Genomic DNA, 16,393 nt, shown 5'->3' with positions numbered 1-16,393 from the left:
CCCCGTAGAGAAGGAGATTTGCTTTTTGCGTCACCGTCTTTTTGAAACGGCAATATATAAGGCTGGCACAATGAAGAGTGTGAGAATCGTTGAGAAAAAGACACCCGAAACTATGCAGATTGCCAGCGGCTTAAAGAGCGGGTCATTACTTAATGCTACAGGCATAAGGGCAACCAGTGCTGTAAAGGCTGTTAGTAAAATTGGCCTAATCCTTGCTCTTCCAGCTTCAATGACAGCTGTCTGTTGATCGAATCCTTGCTTACGCCGCTGCTCAATAAATTCGAACAAGACAACCGCATTTCGGACCACGATACCAGCTAATGAGACAATTCCCATTGTTGCCATGAAGCTGAACGGTGTTTGTGTGACAAACAGTCCTATAACAGCTCCAGATATCGCTAAGTAAACCGTACCTAGAACTAACAATGGAAGCATCAATGAATTGAACTGAAAAGCGATGGTCACATAAATGAGCAGCAAGACAACCCCAAATAAGAGACTAATTTCAATAAAGAACTGAGTTTGATCTTCATTTTCTCCACCTTGAGAAATGGTTAGCTCCTTCGCTGCATCCGTTTTTCCTACTTGATTGACGACTTCTTTCATGTCATCTTTAAACGACTCTGACGTGCCAGGGTACGCCTTCAGCGTAATGGTCGGAATTCCATTTTCATGTGGAATGCTTTCATACTGCTCTGTTTCTTTTTCTTTTACATATCGGCTAAGCGGCTCGAGTGAAGGCATACCACCTTCATTTGAATTGACAGGCACTTTTATTTCTTTTAGCTTTAATCCATTTTGGTGTGTAGCCATATCCTGTTTGACCACTAGGTCGATATCTTTTGTTCCTTGTTTAAAGCTGCCTAATGGCATGCCTTCTGTCACTAGACCGAGCTGTCTGCTGACAAACTGAGCGCTGAGTCCATCCTCTGCCATTCGGTCACGGTTTAATTCAAAGGAGATGGTTTTTACCGGCTGATTGACATCGTCAGTGATCAAGCTCGCTCCTTTTTCTTTCATTTCACTTGTGAGCGTTTCTTTGATATTAATGAGCTTTGCAAAAGAGTCACCCGCAATGGTTACAGTCACAGGCGCACCGGTTGGCGGCCCTTGAACAATGGTTTTCATAAAGATATCAGCATCTTTGAATTTCTTACGCAAAGGCTCTGTCATACGATCTATCAATTGTTTACTCGTCATCTGATCATTGTCTACTCTCACAACAACCTGACCAGTATGATCACTTGCATTTGAGATACTTTCATTAAACAGGTTCGGTACACCGCCGCCTGCAAAGATCGCCGTCTCTTCAATGCCTTTCTGCTGTTTCATCTCTTGTTCTATTTTCTCTAATGTTTCATTTGTTTTGTCTAATGTTGTTTCACTTGGAAGTGTGACAGTGACAACCACTTCTTTCTTATTCGCTGCAGGGAAAAATTCAAATGGTGTGACGAAAATCAGTAAAAAGGCAAGCGTTGCAACGAGCAAACCACTTAGGCCAATAAGCAGCGGACGCTTCACAATATTCGTCAGCACACGGTCTGCATAAAAATCAGCTAATTTTTTTAACGGTTTGCCTAGGAACCCTGGCTCTTTTTGAATTTTCTTGTTCTTTCTTTTTCGGTTCACGGTATATTGATAGACTGGCACTAGTGTCAGAGAAATCACCATAGACGCAAGTACAGTCGTGACTAGGACAGACGGTAATGCTCGTATAAATGAACCGTTTGCACCTGATAAGAAAACAAGTGGCAAGAAAGCAAACACAACCGCAAGTGTTGAAGTCAAAATAGACCCTGCAACTTCTTTCACACCTGCAATCGTTCCTTTAAGCGGACTTTCGTATTTTTTCATCTGCCTTAAAATATTATCGTTGACGACAATGGCATCATCGACAAGTATTCCTAGGGCAATGATAAAGCCGATAATCGAAATCTGATTGAGGTCCACTTGTAAAAATGGCAGCGGAATCGTTCCGATTGTGATCGATAATGGGATGGCAAGTGAAACGATGAACGCACCGCCAATGGTAAGACCAAGTGTGGTGACGATAATGACAGCGATGACCGCAACAATGGCTTCTTTTATTAAATCATTAAAAATGGCATCCACATCACTTTTTTGTGAATAGTAGTCTACCCACTCCACACCATTTGGAAGCTGCTTCTCTTTCTTAATAACATCACTGACTTTGTCATACATTTTAGGAATATCAAGCCCTGGTTTGATATTGACTGTAAATGAATAGGCGGGCTTTCCGTTATACGACACAATGTCACTTTTCTCTTTTTCTACTTCTTTTAAGCTGCCAAGCTGACTGATTGTGACCGGCTCACGGTTCGTTTTGGAGAAAAGCTCAATCTTTGTCACTTGATCCAAACGGTCATAGGCATCAATGGACAGCTTAACCTTCTCGCCACCTGCCCGAATGTCGCCTAGTGGAGATGTGTCAAATTCCTGATTGATGGCATTTGTAACATCCGTTACATTTAACCCTTCATCCTCCAGTTTACTCGAGTCTAAGTTTAATACCGCTTGTTTGTCATTGAATCCTTTGATGACGACACTGTCTACCCCTTTGATGTCCTCAACCTTTTCCTTCAACGCACGCAGCGATTCCTGACTTTTTGCCAAGTCCGTTAATTGACTCGCCACAACCATATAAGAACCAACCGGCACGTTGCCGAACTCATCCTTTACATCCGGCTCCATCACTCCGTTAGGAAAGGACGACGCAGCACTCGTGGTTTCATTCTTAATCTGACTTGCCACCTTTTGAAAGTCGGCTTGATCATCAATTTCAAGCACAATATTTGAAAAACCAATGGCAGAAACAGAGCTCGTTTTCTCTACACCATTGATATCAGATATGGCTGATTCGAGCTTATTGGTTACATCACTTTCCACCTGTTTTGCATCCGCACCAGGAAACACGGTGGAAATCGTGACGATATTCGCTTGGAATTCTGGCAGTTCTCGTTTAGGGAGCTGCGCGAATAAATAGCCGCCAGCAATGAGAACAATAAAAAATAAAATAAAAACAAGCTTTCCTCTTTTCAAAAAAGCTTCGAACATTATTTCACCTACTTAAATATTTATTTTTGATGAAGTATTTTTAACTTCATCTTAATTTATCATCCTGGTGAAAAAATGCAAGCTCTAATATGTCATTTTTATCTATTTCATGAACTGAATATGTTATATAAGAAATGTATAGTGGTAAACAAAAACAACCTGCTCACATGATGTAAGCAGGTTGAAAATAATAAAATTAGAATTATCGCGGTTCAACAATCAATTTGATTGCTGTTCTTTCTTCTCCATCGATAAGAATGTCAGTAAAGGCTGGAATGCATATCAAATCCACTCCGCTTGGTGCAACAAATCCCCTTGCTATGGCTACAGCCTTGACCGCCTGATTCAGCGCTCCAGCGCCGATTGCTTGTATTTCCGCTGCACCGCGTTCACGTAAAACGCCTGCTAATGCTCCTGCTACTGAATTCGGATTTGACTTTGCTGAAACTTTTAAAATTTCCATTTCTGCTCCCCCTTAAATTTACAATGGATAAGTGAGTGTTCATTAGAACAATCTTTGTTAGATGATGCTATTTTTTGAAAATCCATCCCCAAAATGTTTTTCAAAAATAGCAGGCTACCTACCATTTTTACTATATTCACGATAGAGGGCGCATATTCCTTCTTTCTGATTAATATTTTTCTGAAATAAATATGTGAACATTTATTCAAAGAAAATATGGTCATCATTTATCAAAATTCGATCAATTTTGACAGCTTTTTTCGACTGTTCGTCAATTTCTACGATTACTGCACTTAATGTTGTGCGTCCTTCTGCAATCTCAAAACGGACTGGAAGACTCGTTTTGAATCGTTTAATAATCGTCTCCCGATCAACACCTAAAATGCCATCATAAGGTCCTGTCATTCCCACATCTGAAATATACGCAGTTCCTTTTGGCAAAACGCGGTTATCTGCTGTTTGAACATGTGTATGCGTTCCAACGACACATGATGCACGGCCGTCTGTATACCAGCCCATCGCTTGCTTTTCACTTGTGGCTTCACCATGAAAATCAATAAAAATGAACGGTGTACGTTTGGATGCTTCCGCAATTAACTCGTCTACTTTTTGAAACGGGCAGTCAATTGGCGGTAAAAAAGTGCGTCCTTGTAAATTGATGACGGCCAGTTCTTTTCCTTGTTTTTTTATAAATGTAAGACCTTTACCAGGTGTGCCTTCTGGGAAGTTCGCCGGACGAACCATGTTGGCTGCGTCATCGATGAAATCAAAAATGTCTCTTTTATCCCATGTATGGTTGCCCATTGTAAGCACGTCAGCTCCTGCTTGCAGCAGCTCATGATAGATTTTTTCAGTTATCCCTTTCCCATGAGCAGCATTTTCTCCGTTGACAATGGTAAAGTGGGGCTGATATTTCTTCTTTAGCTTTGGTAAGTATTCTTTCAGTGTGTCTCGTCCAGGTGAACCGACGATATCTCCAACAAATAATATTTTCATGCGCTTTGAACCCTTTCTCTTATAAATTGACTTCTTATCAGTGTTGCATATTTACACAAAAAAATAAAGCGGCGCTAAGCGCACCGCTCTATTTTGCATACTCTACTGCGCGAGTTTCTCGAATGACCGTCACTTTAATGTGACCAGGGTAATCGAGCTCGTCCTCAATCCGCTTACGAATATCCCTTGCTAGACGGTGAGCTTCAAGATCATTAATTGAATCTGGCTTCACCATAATACGTACTTCACGTCCAGCCTGTATCGCAAACGATTTTTCAACACCTTCATAAGATTCAGAGATATCTTCTAATTTCTCAAGTCTCCGAATGTAATTTTCAAGCGTCTCACTTCTTGCACCAGGGCGTGCTGCAGATAATGCATCTGCTGCCGCAACAAGAACAGCGATAATGGATGTCGGTTCTTGGTCACCGTGGTGAGAGGCAATACTGTTGATGACAACAGGATGCTCTTTATATTTCGTCGCAAGCTCAACGCCAATTTCTACGTGGCTTCCTTCTACTTCATGATCAATGGCTTTTCCAATGTCATGCAGAAGACCTGCTCGTTTTGCAAGCTTTGCATCTTCTCCAAGCTCTGAAGCCATGAGACCTGCAAGATGTGCAACCTCAATTGAATGCTTCAGGACATTTTGTCCATAACTTGTACGGAATTTTAAGCGACCGAGAATTTTGATGAGATCCGGATGCAGACCGTGAACTCCGACTTCGAATGTCGTTTGCTCACCCATCTCACGGATATAATCATCGACTTCACGGCGTGATTTTTCCACCATTTCTTCAATTCGTGCAGGATGAATGCGGCCATCCTGGACTAGCTTGTCCAGAGCTATCCTCGCTGTTTCACGTCTAATCGGATCAAAGCCCGATAGGATAACAGCTTCAGGTGTATCATCTATGATCAAGTCAATACCTGTTAACGTTTCTAACGTACGGATATTTCGTCCTTCACGTCCGATAATACGACCTTTCATCTCATCATTTGGAAGATTGACTACAGATACCGTCGTTTCAGCTACATGATCAGCTGCACAACGCTGTAACGCAAGTGAAAGAATGTTTTTCGCCTTTTTATCAGCCTCTTCTTTCGCTCGGTTTTCAGATTCTTTCGTCATGACTGCAATGTCGTGGGAAAGCTCATTTTCAACTTGATCCAGAATGATTTGTTTCGCTTCATCTCGAGTTAAACTAGAAATGCGTTCTAACTCGGCTTTCTGCAAACGAATCATATCATCCACTTTGCTTTCCATCTCTTCAATATGTTGTTGTCGTTCATTCAGAGAATGATCTCTCTTCTCCAACAGGGACTCCCGTTTATCTAAAGATTCGTCTTTGCGATCAAGATTTTCCTCTTTTTGAAGTAAACGGTTTTCTTGTCTTTGAAGCTCATTACGTCTTTCACGAACTTCTTGCTCCGCCTCTACACGAAAGGAATGAATTTCATCTTTCGCTTCCAAGAGCGCTTCTTTCTTCAATGCTTCCGCATCACGCTTTGCATCCTCAACAATTTGTTCGGCCATGTTTCTTGCGCCGGATATTTTTGCTTCTGCAATGGTTTTACGAACAAAGTAGCCAACAACTAAACAGATTAGGCTCAGCAAAATGGAGATGATCGTAAACATCGTAGGCGACATATTTTCACCTCCTCTTGCTATGAACTTGGTTTTACAAATAAAGTGTCGGCATGTACATTGTTTTGTGTCTCAACATACAGGGCCTTCACAGGGAATGAGATCCTCACTGCCCTTGTCAAGTTTAAATTAGTTATCAATCATGTTAAGAAAAACAAGTGATACATTCCCATTGTAATTGTGTCGGAAATACTTGTCAAGCTAGTCAGACTGAGGCGTAAGTCGTTATTTCAAGCAAAGACAGAACTTTTGACCTGCTAGCTGTCATGTAAATGTAAAAAAAAGACGCTTTTCAGCGTCTTTAGCGTGTAGACAAACCCTCGCATTCGGTGTCAGGTCTGCGCTCCGGTGCTCACGAATGTTTAATTCGCTCCGCTCCGGTACTCGCCCTTCCTAGACTTCAAAGGTTTTCTATCACGCTGAAAAGAAGACAAAGGGCTAAAATAAAGATCATTTTAGCCCTTTGTCAACCATCTAAGACGCTTTTCAGCGTCTTTTAGTCTTTAAATTTCCAATTCCTCTTGTCCTTCTTCTTCTTCAGCTGCTTTCACTCCGTTTGTGTCCAAACCGTAGTGCTCTCTAATTTGTTCTTGAATCATGAGAAGAATATCTTTGTTTTCTTTAAGGAACTGTTTCGCATTTTCGCGGCCTTGCCCAAGACGTTCCTCTTGATAAGAATACCAAGCACCGCTCTTTTGTACGATATCTAGTTCGCTTCCAAGGTCGATGATTTCTCCCTCTTTTGAGATTCCTTCACCGTACATAATGTCTACTTCTGCAATACGGAATGGCGGTGCTACTTTGTTTTTCACCACTTTAATTCTCGTTTTATTCCCCATAATGTCATTGCCCTGCTTCAGCTGTTCAGCACGGCGCACTTCTAAACGAACAGACGAATAGAACTTCAGCGCACGTCCACCTGGCGTTGTTTCAGGGTTACCGAACATGACCCCAACTTTTTCACGAATTTGGTTAATAAAGATGGCAATTGTTTTCGATTTATTAATGGCACCTGATAGTTTACGAAGTGCTTGGGACATCAAACGTGCTTGTAAACCAACATGTGAATCACCCATGTCCCCTTCAATCTCTGCTTTTGGTACAAGAGCAGCTACTGAGTCAATAACAACAATATCAACTGCACCACTGCGGACAAGAGCTTCTGCAATTTCAAGTGCTTGTTCTCCTGTATCAGGCTGAGAAAGTAACAGCTCATCAATATTGACACCTAGTTTTTGAGCGTAAACTGGATCGAGCGCATGCTCTGCATCGATAAATGCAGCTTGTCCTCCCTGCTGCTGAACCTCAGCAATGGCATGAAGTGCTACTGTCGTTTTACCAGAACTCTCTGGACCATATACTTCAATAATACGGCCGCGAGGATATCCACCTATTCCAAGTGCAGTATCAAGTGCTAACGAACCACTCGGTACTGTTGAAATGCGTGTATCTGTTTGCTCTCCTAGTTTCATAATAGAGCCTTTACCAAACTGTTTTTCTATTTGTTTAAGAGCCATATCTAAGGCTGCTTGACGATCACTCATTCTATTGTTTCCTCCTTTATCAATTCCACTATCTATACTATACCTTGTTTTACGTCATTTGCCAAGAAAAAAACGAACACATATTCGATTTTTTCTTGGCAGATTTTTAAGAAAAGAGTGATTTCTATTAGAAAAAACACTCTTTTATAAAGGAGTAAACCTAACAAAAAACAAAATTAACTCTCTTTTAATAAATTGAGCAAGTGATGCAGACCGTATTTCACAGCGCGCTTTCGAATGCCCGACCGGCTTCCTGTAAACATCCATTCAAACACGTCTGTATGGTCTTTCGTAGATAGCCCAATGAACACTTTTCCGACAGGCTGTCCCTCGTGGGTATCAGGGCCTGCTACACCCGTAAAACTAATGCCAATATCACTTCCCGCGAGCTTTCTAGCACCTTCAGCAAGCTCTAGAGCACACTCTTTGCTGACAGCACCATGAGAAGACAACGTTTCCTCCCGGCAGCCAAGCACCTGCTGTTTGACTTGATTTGTATAACAAACGACACTGCCGCTTAAAATCGACGATGCACCTTCAAGATCTGTCAGCCATTCAGAAAACATTCCGCCAGTCAGGCTCTCAGCCGCTGCCACTGTTTTCCCGTGTTCGTGCAAGGCCTTGGAAGCTTCACGGACAAGTGATGTATCACCATACCCGTAGAAGTACTCACCTACCCGCGCTAAAATTTTCGCTTCTGTTTCTTTTAACAGACGCTCCGTTTCTTTTTCATCCTCATGCTTAGCCGTGAGCCTAAGTGTCACTTCACCGTCAGATGCGAGAGGTGCAATCGTTGGGTTGGTTTGAGCATCAATTAAATCTTCTAGGTCTGTTTCAAGCTGTGATTCACCGATTCCGAAGAAGCGGAGAACAACAGACACGATTTTTTCCTTTAAACCCAGTTTCTCAGAAATCAGCGGCTTCGCCTCGTTCTCAAACATCGGATGCAGTTCACTTGGCGGTCCAGGAAGCAACATATAAAATGTATCGTCTTCTTGAATAAACATACCTGGGGCCATCCCAAACCGGTTTACGAGCACATCAGATCCTTCTAGAACGAGTGCCTGCTTACGGTTATTCGGCGACATGTCTCGTCCAGTCTTTCGAAAGTAGTCATGAATGGATTCAAATGCTTCTTCATTTAGCACGAGCTCTTTTCCGAGCGTACTCGCAATGGTTTCTTTTGTTAAATCATCTTTGGTTGGTCCAAGACCACCTGAGAAGATAATAAAATTCGATCTTTCCTGCGCCACTTGAATGGCCCTTTTTAAACGCTCTGGATTGTCACCAACTGCTGTGTGGTAATAAACATTCACACCAATTTCAGCTAGCTGTTTGCTGATAAATTGTGCATTCGTATTCGTAATTTGCCCTAGCAAAAGTTCGGACCCGACTGCAATAATTTCTGCTTTTCTCTCTGACTTCAAAGCGTACACGTCCTTTTTAGTTAGAATTCTTTAAAGCTTCCCAGTTTTTTGCAAAGTAATCCCAGCCTGACACAACAGTGAAGAACACTGCTACCCACATCGCAAGGTCACCAAACGGGAATGATACAAGTTCAAATGGCAGGTTATGCAATAGAAGTGCTGAAATCGCAATGATTTGCGCCCATGTTTTCACTTTTCCAAGCATATTAGCTGCTACCACTTCACCGCCTCCGGCTAATACAAGCCTTAGACCGGTTACAGCAAATTCACGGCTAATGATCACAATCGCCATCCATGCCGGTGTGAGGTTGTATTGAACAAGTATAATTAAAGCAGCTGAAACAAGCAATTTATCTGCAAGCGGATCTAAAAATTTACCAAAGTTTGTCACTAAGTTAAGTTTACGCGCATAGTACCCATCAATCCAGTCAGTTGTCGAAGCGACAATAAACAGGATTGCTCCAACAAGATGCGTCACTTCGATGCTGACGTGACCAAAACGCGCAACACCCCAATCTAAAGGTGCAAGCATAATGATCATAAAAACAGGGATCAAGGCGATCCTGGAAAGAGTTATTTTATTCGGTAAGTTAAACATGAAATTCAATCCTCCAATAAGCCATTTTTTTATGTATATATAATAGTAGGAACAAAAGAAAAGTCATCTACTTGCTTAAGATGACTTTTCCTTTCCTTTATTCACAATCACAATGTTTTGTGTCATGGTGTTTTTAGGGTCTAATTCGTACTTAAGCGTTTCGTCATTCACCTTGATATCAATTCCAGTCGCATTGCCTAGACGGATATCGACCTGAGAGAGCTCAGACAAGTCTGTTTTAAACGATTCGCCATCTTTTAGTTCACCCATCTTCAGCAATTTTCCAGATTCGTCTCTGACGCGCAGCCATGAAGCTTTTGTTGCAGAAATGGTTAACTCCATCTCATCTGCACCTGACACTTCATACGTTGTCGTTGAGCCTTCCGTATTCGCTGCCTTCAAAGAGACCGTTTCATCGTCTTTGGATGAATCCTTTGATGAATCATCTTTTTTAGATGATTTTTCTTGATCATCTGACGAAGCTTTTTCTTTTTTCTTTTGATCCTTTGCAAGAGATGAATCCTCAGATACTTCATATTTAGATTCTGACTGCTGAGGAGCCGCCTGATTGTTCTTCTGCCCGCTATCATGATTGACCGCCTGCACAATTACATAAATGATCGCGATGACCACAAGGACGCCTCCAATAATCAAGATGGTCGGCAGCAGCTCAAGCACCTTCGAGGCAGGCTTTGGCAGCTCTCTTTGCGGCTTAATATTTGATAATTTATCAGATACTTCATCGTTATACGTGCTCGGTACATCTTTACGAAATTCTTCGAACAATTGTTCAGGATTTAGTCCAACGGCTTCGGCATATTGTTTAATAAACGCTCTGACGTAAAATTTACCTGGAATAATATCATAGTTTCCTTGTTCGATTGCTAGCAAGTAGCGCTTTTGGATTTTGGTCACCGTCTGAAGATCCTCCAGCGACATCCCTTTTTCCTCTCTGGCCTCAATGAGCCGTTTTCCCAATTCAGTCAAAACAAACACCTACCATTACCATATTAAAAATCGAAGCCAGAAAAACCAGAATGATCAAACACTTGTGGTTCTTCAGCGTGCTCATATGTAATCTCTTCATCTGCACTATTACGCAATTCAATGATATAGTCGAAATCATCCATTGTATATTCTGAATTTTGAATAAAGATGTCTGGATGCTCAACCACCTTCGTTGCCGGCAGTCTCATAATTTCTCTTAAAAGCTGCAAGTGCTTCTCAGAACCTCTTCGCGTCGACACAATCCCATCAATAATAAAGACGTTATCTGGGCTGTATTCATCCGCAATCAGCTGACTTCGGATCGTCTGTTTCAAAAGAGTGGACGATACAAAAAGCCATCTCTTGCTGGCACATACACTTGAAGCCACAATTGATTCTGTCTTTCCGACACGCGGCATCCCGCGAATCCCAATCAATTTATGTCCTTCTTTTTTAAATAGTTCAGCCATAAAATCAACAAGAAGACCAAGCTCGTCCCTTTCAAAACGGAACGTCTTTTTGTCATCCGCATCACGCTGAATATATCTGCCGTGACGAACCGCTAAGCGGTCACGAAGTTTTGGCTGTCTTAATTTCGTTACTTTTATCGTTTCCATTGTATTTAAAATTGATTCAAGGCGCTTAATTTGATCTGTGTGGTCACAGCGCAAAAGCATTCCGCGTCTTGATACATCAACACCATTAATTGTCACAATATTAATTGAAAGCATCCCCATTAGAGAAGAAATGTCTCCTAATAGTCCGGGACGGTTTACCTGTATCTCATATTCAAAATACCATTCGAGCTTTGCCAAATGATATTACCCCCTTCATTGTGGCAAATTTTTACCTTCCTTTATCATAAAGCATTTTCACATTTTTAGAAAGCACAATGTTGCTAAACGGTTAAAATAAAAAGAGAGGCACAAACGACCCCTCTTTTTGTTTAGTGCGAGCTATTATTTTCAACCAGCTTGACCATCATATTGGCAATAGCGCGCTGCTCATCTTCTGATGCAACGCTCCAAAGGTCAGCAAGTACTCTTTCTTGCTCGTTCTTTGCTTCAACTTCGTTAGCTAAATATCCGCCAATTTCATACGCAAGGTTATTGATGGTATCATCTTTTAAACCTTTATCCTGCGCATGATTTAAACGGTCACCTAAAAAGTTTTTCCAATGGTCCCAGTTCTCAAGTACTGACATGTCGATTCCTCCATTCGAAAAGATGAATTACAGCCATAGCTTTTGTCATGGAGAGACGAATTATACACGTTTTTTAACAGTACCAGCCGCCATTAACGGATAAAATTTGACCTGTCATATAACTTGACTGCTTTGAGGCGAGAAACCAAATGACATTTGCAATCTCCTCAGGTGATGCAAGCCGGCCAAGCGGGATTTCTTCCTCAAGCATTGCAATATCTTCTTGTGTGAAGCTTTTCATCATGTCTGTACGGACAGCACCTGGCGAAACAGCATTTGCTCTAATTCCACTTGGGGCAAGCTCTTTTGCCAGACCTTTAATAAACGCATTTTGCGCCCCCTTCACCATGCTGTACAGCACTTCACACGATGCACCTGTTTCTCCCCATATCGAGCTTACTACAACAATATGACCTGCTTTTTTTTGAATCATGGCTGGCAATAGGTGTTGGGTGAGCTCATATGGACTTGTGACATGCAGCTGCACCATACTGGCTAATACATCTTTTTCTGTATCTGTCACTAATCCGACATGACTTTTACCGCTATTTAATACAAGAATATCTGGGGGTACAGGCAGACGGCTGACGAGCTCATCTGCTCCGCCCATTTTAGCTAAATCCGCTTGAACGACGTGCGTCTGAATATGACTTGTTTCTTCCAGCTGAGCGGCAAGCTGCACGGCTGCCTGTTCATTTTTGTGATAATGGAGCATCACGTGGCAGCCTTCATGGGCAAGCTTTTTGGCTGCAGCCTGCCCAATCCCGCCACTGGCACCTGTTATCAGCGCCCAACGACTCATCACATGGATTCCTACTTTCTATTTGAAATATCTATTCTTTTCGTTTAAATGGGAACCAGTTAGCTGATCCGAACAATTTCACCATCACAGGTACGAACAATGGTAGCACAACGAGTGCGTACAGCAAAAGTCCTGTTAGAACAAGTGTTGCAATCTGCAGGAGAGACAGCACTCCTGAAGGAAGCATTGCTGCAAAGGTTCCTGCCAAAATAACAGCAGCAGACATAATGACAGAGCCCATATTCTTCATTGATTCGGTCATAGCAAACTGAATGTCTTTTGTTTTGTATTCATTGAACCGCTCCATTAAGAAAATCGAATAATCGACTCCGAGCGCCATTAATATGACAAATCCAAAGAATGGAACAGCCCAGTTAATGCCCGGGTATCCGAAGAAATGGGTGAAAATAAATTCTGTCATCCCGATAGCTGTAAAGTAAGTCAAAATAAGTGAACCTACCAAGTACAGCGGCATAACAAGCGAACGGAACAGGATCACCAGGATGAGGAAAATACCGATCATCATGTAAAGAACCGTCTTATTGAAATCTTGGTCTGACAGCTGTTTTAAATCAGCGTTCATACTTGATACACCTGAAACGCCGAATGATGCATCTTTTAGGTTCGTTTCAGGAAGTGCCCGCTCGACAGAAGCTTCTACTTGTTTGATCGTCGACAGGGCTTCATTGCCATATGGATTTTTTTCTAAAATGACATCAATTTTTGTCATCTTGCGGTCATCCGACATGTATGAATCAAATACTTGCTTGAATGCTTTGTTTTTCAGCACGTCTTTTGGGATAAACCAGCCGGCCATGTCTTGATCTGGTGCATTTTTCAGTTCGTCTAAGTAGTCACCTGCACCCATTAACCCGCTTGAAATTTTCTCCAGGCCACTTGCGCTCTTGTTCAGCCCATCTGTCAGCTTGGTCAGGTCATCACCAAAGCCGCCAATCTTTTCTTTCATTTGTTTTTGACCATCAATCACTTTGCCAGCTCCATTTGCAAGCTTCGGCATATTATCAGCTAACTGTCCTTGACCTTTAGACGTTTGATCAAGTCCAGTTTCAATTGCGTCTAAGCCAGCAATGAGCTCATCGATTTGACTCGTCAAGACTTTCTGCTGCTCTGAAGCTTTTGCGATAAAGGCATCCGCTGCTTCAAGCTGTTTTTTGGCTTCTTTTGCTTGTTTGGCATAGCTGTCTGCCTGTTTCGCCCCTTCTTTTAACGTCGTAGAAAGTTCATTATATGAAGCTTTGATGGCTTGATACGATTGATTTTCTTTTACCTGCGGAATTTGTTTTTCGAGTGTACTAAATTGTTGATTTGCTTGTGTGATTAATGCTTTTACATCCGCTGCGGCAGAGGATGACGTATCAACTTGCGCTAATGCTGCCTTTAATTCTTTGGAAATGCTTTTATATAGCGCAACTTGCTGATTCACTTGTGCGACTTGAGCCGTTAATTCCTTTTTCGCACTTTTAATTTTTTCTTTAATCTCTGCTACACCGTTTTTGTTTTGATCGATTCCGCTTTGCAGTTTTCTTAACATTTTCTCGACATTTTGAATGCCTGTTTGTACTGATTCAGTGCCAGAAATCAGCTGGTTAATGCCTTTTCCAGATGATTTGATCTGCGGCGTTTGATCTTCAATAGATTTACTCATTGTCGTCAGTGCATCTTGGATTTTTTTCAAGCCTTCATTGCTTTTATCAAGTCCGGTATTCAGCTCTTTGGCTTGTGATTTCACGTACAGATCACTCAGCCCTTTACCGACAGGACGTGTCGCACTTCTCACTTTACTTACGCCATCTGTTTGTTCAATTGCACGGCTGAGTTTTTCAACAGCAATCAGCCCTTTATTGTTGTCTAACAGATCAGCTGATTTGACGACAATCGTTGCCGGCAGTGCTTCTCCTGGCCCAAATTTGTCAGAAATGGTATTGAATGCATTGACTGATTCGTATTTATTACCGATTTCATCTAAGCTGTTATACGAAAGCGTTCCTTTATACATGAGAATGGGCGGAAGCGTAATGATTCCTACGATTAATAAACTGAAAAGTGGTTTTTTAAATGAAAAGCGTCCTGCTGTTTCCCACATTTTTGACTGCGGATGAGCAATATCACCTTTAATCGGCCAAAATAACACTTTTCCTAAAACCGCCATAAAGAACGGAACAATCGTGAGAAGCGCCACAATCAGCACAGCGACACCAACTGCTACTGCAACAGCTGATTTATAGAGCTGGAATTGCGCCAGGCCTATACAGGTAAAACCGATTAGCACAGCAATTCCGCTGAATAAAACGGTCTTTCCTGCTGTTTTATACGTAATCAGAATCGCCTCAATTTTATCTTTACCGTGTGCGATCTCTTCTTTAAAGCGACTGAGAAGCAGAATGCAGTAGTCCGTTCCTATTCCAAACATGATCGCGACCATGAAAATTTGGGTAAAGGTCGAGAGCGGGAAGTCGAGATATTTAACTAAATAAGCCACGATGGATTGACTCACCAAGTAAGACAGAGCTACTGCGACTAATGGTACGAAAGGCGCCACAGCTGATCTAAAGACAAGGACAAGAACGATGAGAATAAACCCAATCGTAATGAACTCAGTTTTCTTCAGACCTTCTTGCGAGCTTGTGATCACATCATCATCAATTAACGGCTGTCCTGTCATTTCAAATGTTAGGTTTAAGCTCTTCAGCTTTTCATTGACTTTTTCTTTAAAATCGGAAGCTTTGATTTTGTTTGAGTCATATGTAACTGGAACAAGGAGCGTCGTGCGATCTTTAGAGAGCATCTGTTTTTTGATATCTTTGTTGGCGTCAAAATAAGAAGTGATATCTTCTACATGTAGATCATGATCCTTTTCTAAAATCTCCATTGCCTTTTTTAAAGATGTTTCTCTTTCTTTGACGATGTTCTTTTCTTGAAAGACAATGACGATTGATTTTTCTGTATCACCGTTTTCAGACATTTTCTTTAATAACTGATTTGCATATGAGGACGGATAGCCATCTGGTACTGAAATTTGCCCTTTTTCTTTTGTTAATTGCGCCATATTAGGAGCGGTGATGAGTAACACTGCCGCTAATACGATCCATAGAATCGTGATCAGCCATCTACCCTTTATGATTGCTCTCATTAGTACTTTGTGCCTCCTCTTCGATGATCACTTGATAGATCTTTTCATATGTTTGAATAAATGATTCCATTTCTTTTTCTTCCAGCTTTTCAAAATAAGATCGAACTAGATCCTGAAGCTGCTTTTCCATTCGGCTGACCACATCTTTGCCCTCTGGCGTAACGTACAGGTGAACATTTCTTCGATCGGCTTGATCGTGCTCACGGACAATATAGTTTTTCGTAAAAAGACGATTTGTCATGGAGGTTACCGCACTTTTGTTCACATTACATACATTTGCAAGGTCAGTTGATGTACATCCAGGATGTAAATTGATGTATCGAAGCGAGTAATACTGATCAAGCGTCAGCTCTTTATCAAGCTTTTCCGTGATCATACCCGATACCTTTTTTTCCATCATGAGATAGACGTCTGCATATCTCTGAATGAGCTGTGCAATTTTATTTTGTTCCATACGCTGCTCCTTTTTAGTTTAAGTGTTTAACTATTAAAGAGTTT

At 41.6% G+C, this 16,393-nt stretch carries 13 protein-coding genes; all 13 read right to left on the bottom strand.

Going from position 1 to position 16,393, the window contains the following annotated elements:
• Positions 1-30: 30 nt before the first annotated feature.
• The 13 genes from C6Y07_RS01665 to C6Y07_RS01605 all read right to left on the bottom strand — a co-directional run bounded on the left by C6Y07_RS01665 (position 31) and on the right by C6Y07_RS01605 (position 16,349).
• Positions 31-3,075 carry an efflux RND transporter permease subunit gene (locus C6Y07_RS01665; RefSeq protein ID WP_106156161.1) on the bottom strand — a complete coding sequence of 1,015 codons (3,045 nt, stop codon included), beginning with the start codon at positions 3,073-3,075 and terminating at the stop codon, positions 31-33.
• A 202-nt stretch (positions 3,076-3,277) separates the two neighbouring features.
• A complete protein-coding gene (gene spoVS, locus C6Y07_RS01660; RefSeq protein ID WP_003211281.1) occupies positions 3,278-3,538 on the bottom strand; it encodes a stage V sporulation protein SpoVS in 261 nt (86 codons plus the stop codon).
• A gap of 201 nt (positions 3,539-3,739) precedes the next feature.
• Entirely contained in the window at positions 3,740-4,534 is a 795-nt protein-coding gene (locus C6Y07_RS01655; RefSeq protein WP_034662209.1) for a TIGR00282 family metallophosphoesterase, read from the bottom strand.
• A gap of 88 nt (positions 4,535-4,622) precedes the next feature.
• A complete protein-coding gene (rny, locus tag C6Y07_RS01650; protein WP_003211958.1) occupies positions 4,623-6,185 on the bottom strand; it encodes a ribonuclease Y in 1,563 nt (520 codons plus the stop codon).
• Between the two features lie 500 nt (positions 6,186-6,685).
• Entirely contained in the window at positions 6,686-7,726 is a 1,041-nt protein-coding gene (gene recA / locus C6Y07_RS01645; protein ID WP_034662211.1) for a recombinase RecA, read from the bottom strand.
• A gap of 176 nt (positions 7,727-7,902) precedes the next feature.
• Positions 7,903-9,153: a competence/damage-inducible protein A gene (locus tag C6Y07_RS01640; RefSeq protein ID WP_106156159.1), complete on the bottom strand. Its 1,251-nt coding sequence runs from the start codon at positions 9,151-9,153 to the stop codon at positions 7,903-7,905.
• Positions 9,154-9,169: 16 nt separating this feature from the next.
• Positions 9,170-9,751, bottom strand: coding sequence for a CDP-diacylglycerol--glycerol-3-phosphate 3-phosphatidyltransferase (gene pgsA / locus C6Y07_RS01635; RefSeq protein ID WP_066030887.1), 582 nt, complete (start codon positions 9,749-9,751; stop codon positions 9,170-9,172).
• A gap of 75 nt (positions 9,752-9,826) precedes the next feature.
• Complete coding sequence (locus C6Y07_RS01630; RefSeq protein ID WP_106071509.1) at positions 9,827-10,738, bottom strand: helix-turn-helix domain-containing protein; 912 nt, start codon at positions 10,736-10,738, stop codon at positions 9,827-9,829.
• Between the two features lie 23 nt (positions 10,739-10,761).
• Positions 10,762-11,553 carry a DUF3388 domain-containing protein gene (locus C6Y07_RS01625; RefSeq protein WP_003211480.1) on the bottom strand — a complete coding sequence of 264 codons (792 nt, stop codon included), beginning with the start codon at positions 11,551-11,553 and terminating at the stop codon, positions 10,762-10,764.
• A gap of 131 nt (positions 11,554-11,684) precedes the next feature.
• On the bottom strand, positions 11,685-11,942 hold the full coding sequence (locus tag C6Y07_RS01620; protein ID WP_003211590.1) for a DUF3243 domain-containing protein: 258 nt from the start codon (positions 11,940-11,942) through the stop codon (positions 11,685-11,687).
• A 73-nt stretch (positions 11,943-12,015) separates the two neighbouring features.
• On the bottom strand, positions 12,016-12,744 hold the full coding sequence (gene ymfI / locus C6Y07_RS01615; protein ID WP_106071510.1) for an elongation factor P 5-aminopentanone reductase: 729 nt from the start codon (positions 12,742-12,744) through the stop codon (positions 12,016-12,018).
• A 31-nt stretch (positions 12,745-12,775) separates the two neighbouring features.
• Entirely contained in the window at positions 12,776-15,895 is a 3,120-nt protein-coding gene (locus tag C6Y07_RS01610) for an MMPL family transporter (RefSeq protein ID WP_106156157.1), read from the bottom strand.
• Positions 15,873-16,349: a MarR family winged helix-turn-helix transcriptional regulator gene (locus C6Y07_RS01605; RefSeq protein ID WP_060596316.1), complete on the bottom strand. Its 477-nt coding sequence runs from the start codon at positions 16,347-16,349 to the stop codon at positions 15,873-15,875. Before C6Y07_RS01605 ends, C6Y07_RS01610 begins: the two co-directional genes overlap by 23 nt.
• Positions 16,350-16,393 lie beyond the last annotated feature (44 nt).

This window comes from Bacillus sp. LNXM12-1 (genome assembly GCF_003004375.1).
GTDB lineage: Bacteria > Bacillota > Bacilli > Bacillales > Bacillaceae > Bacillus.
The sequence above is the reverse complement of the archived record's forward strand: the minus strand, read 5'-3'. Positions and strand labels throughout refer to the sequence as shown.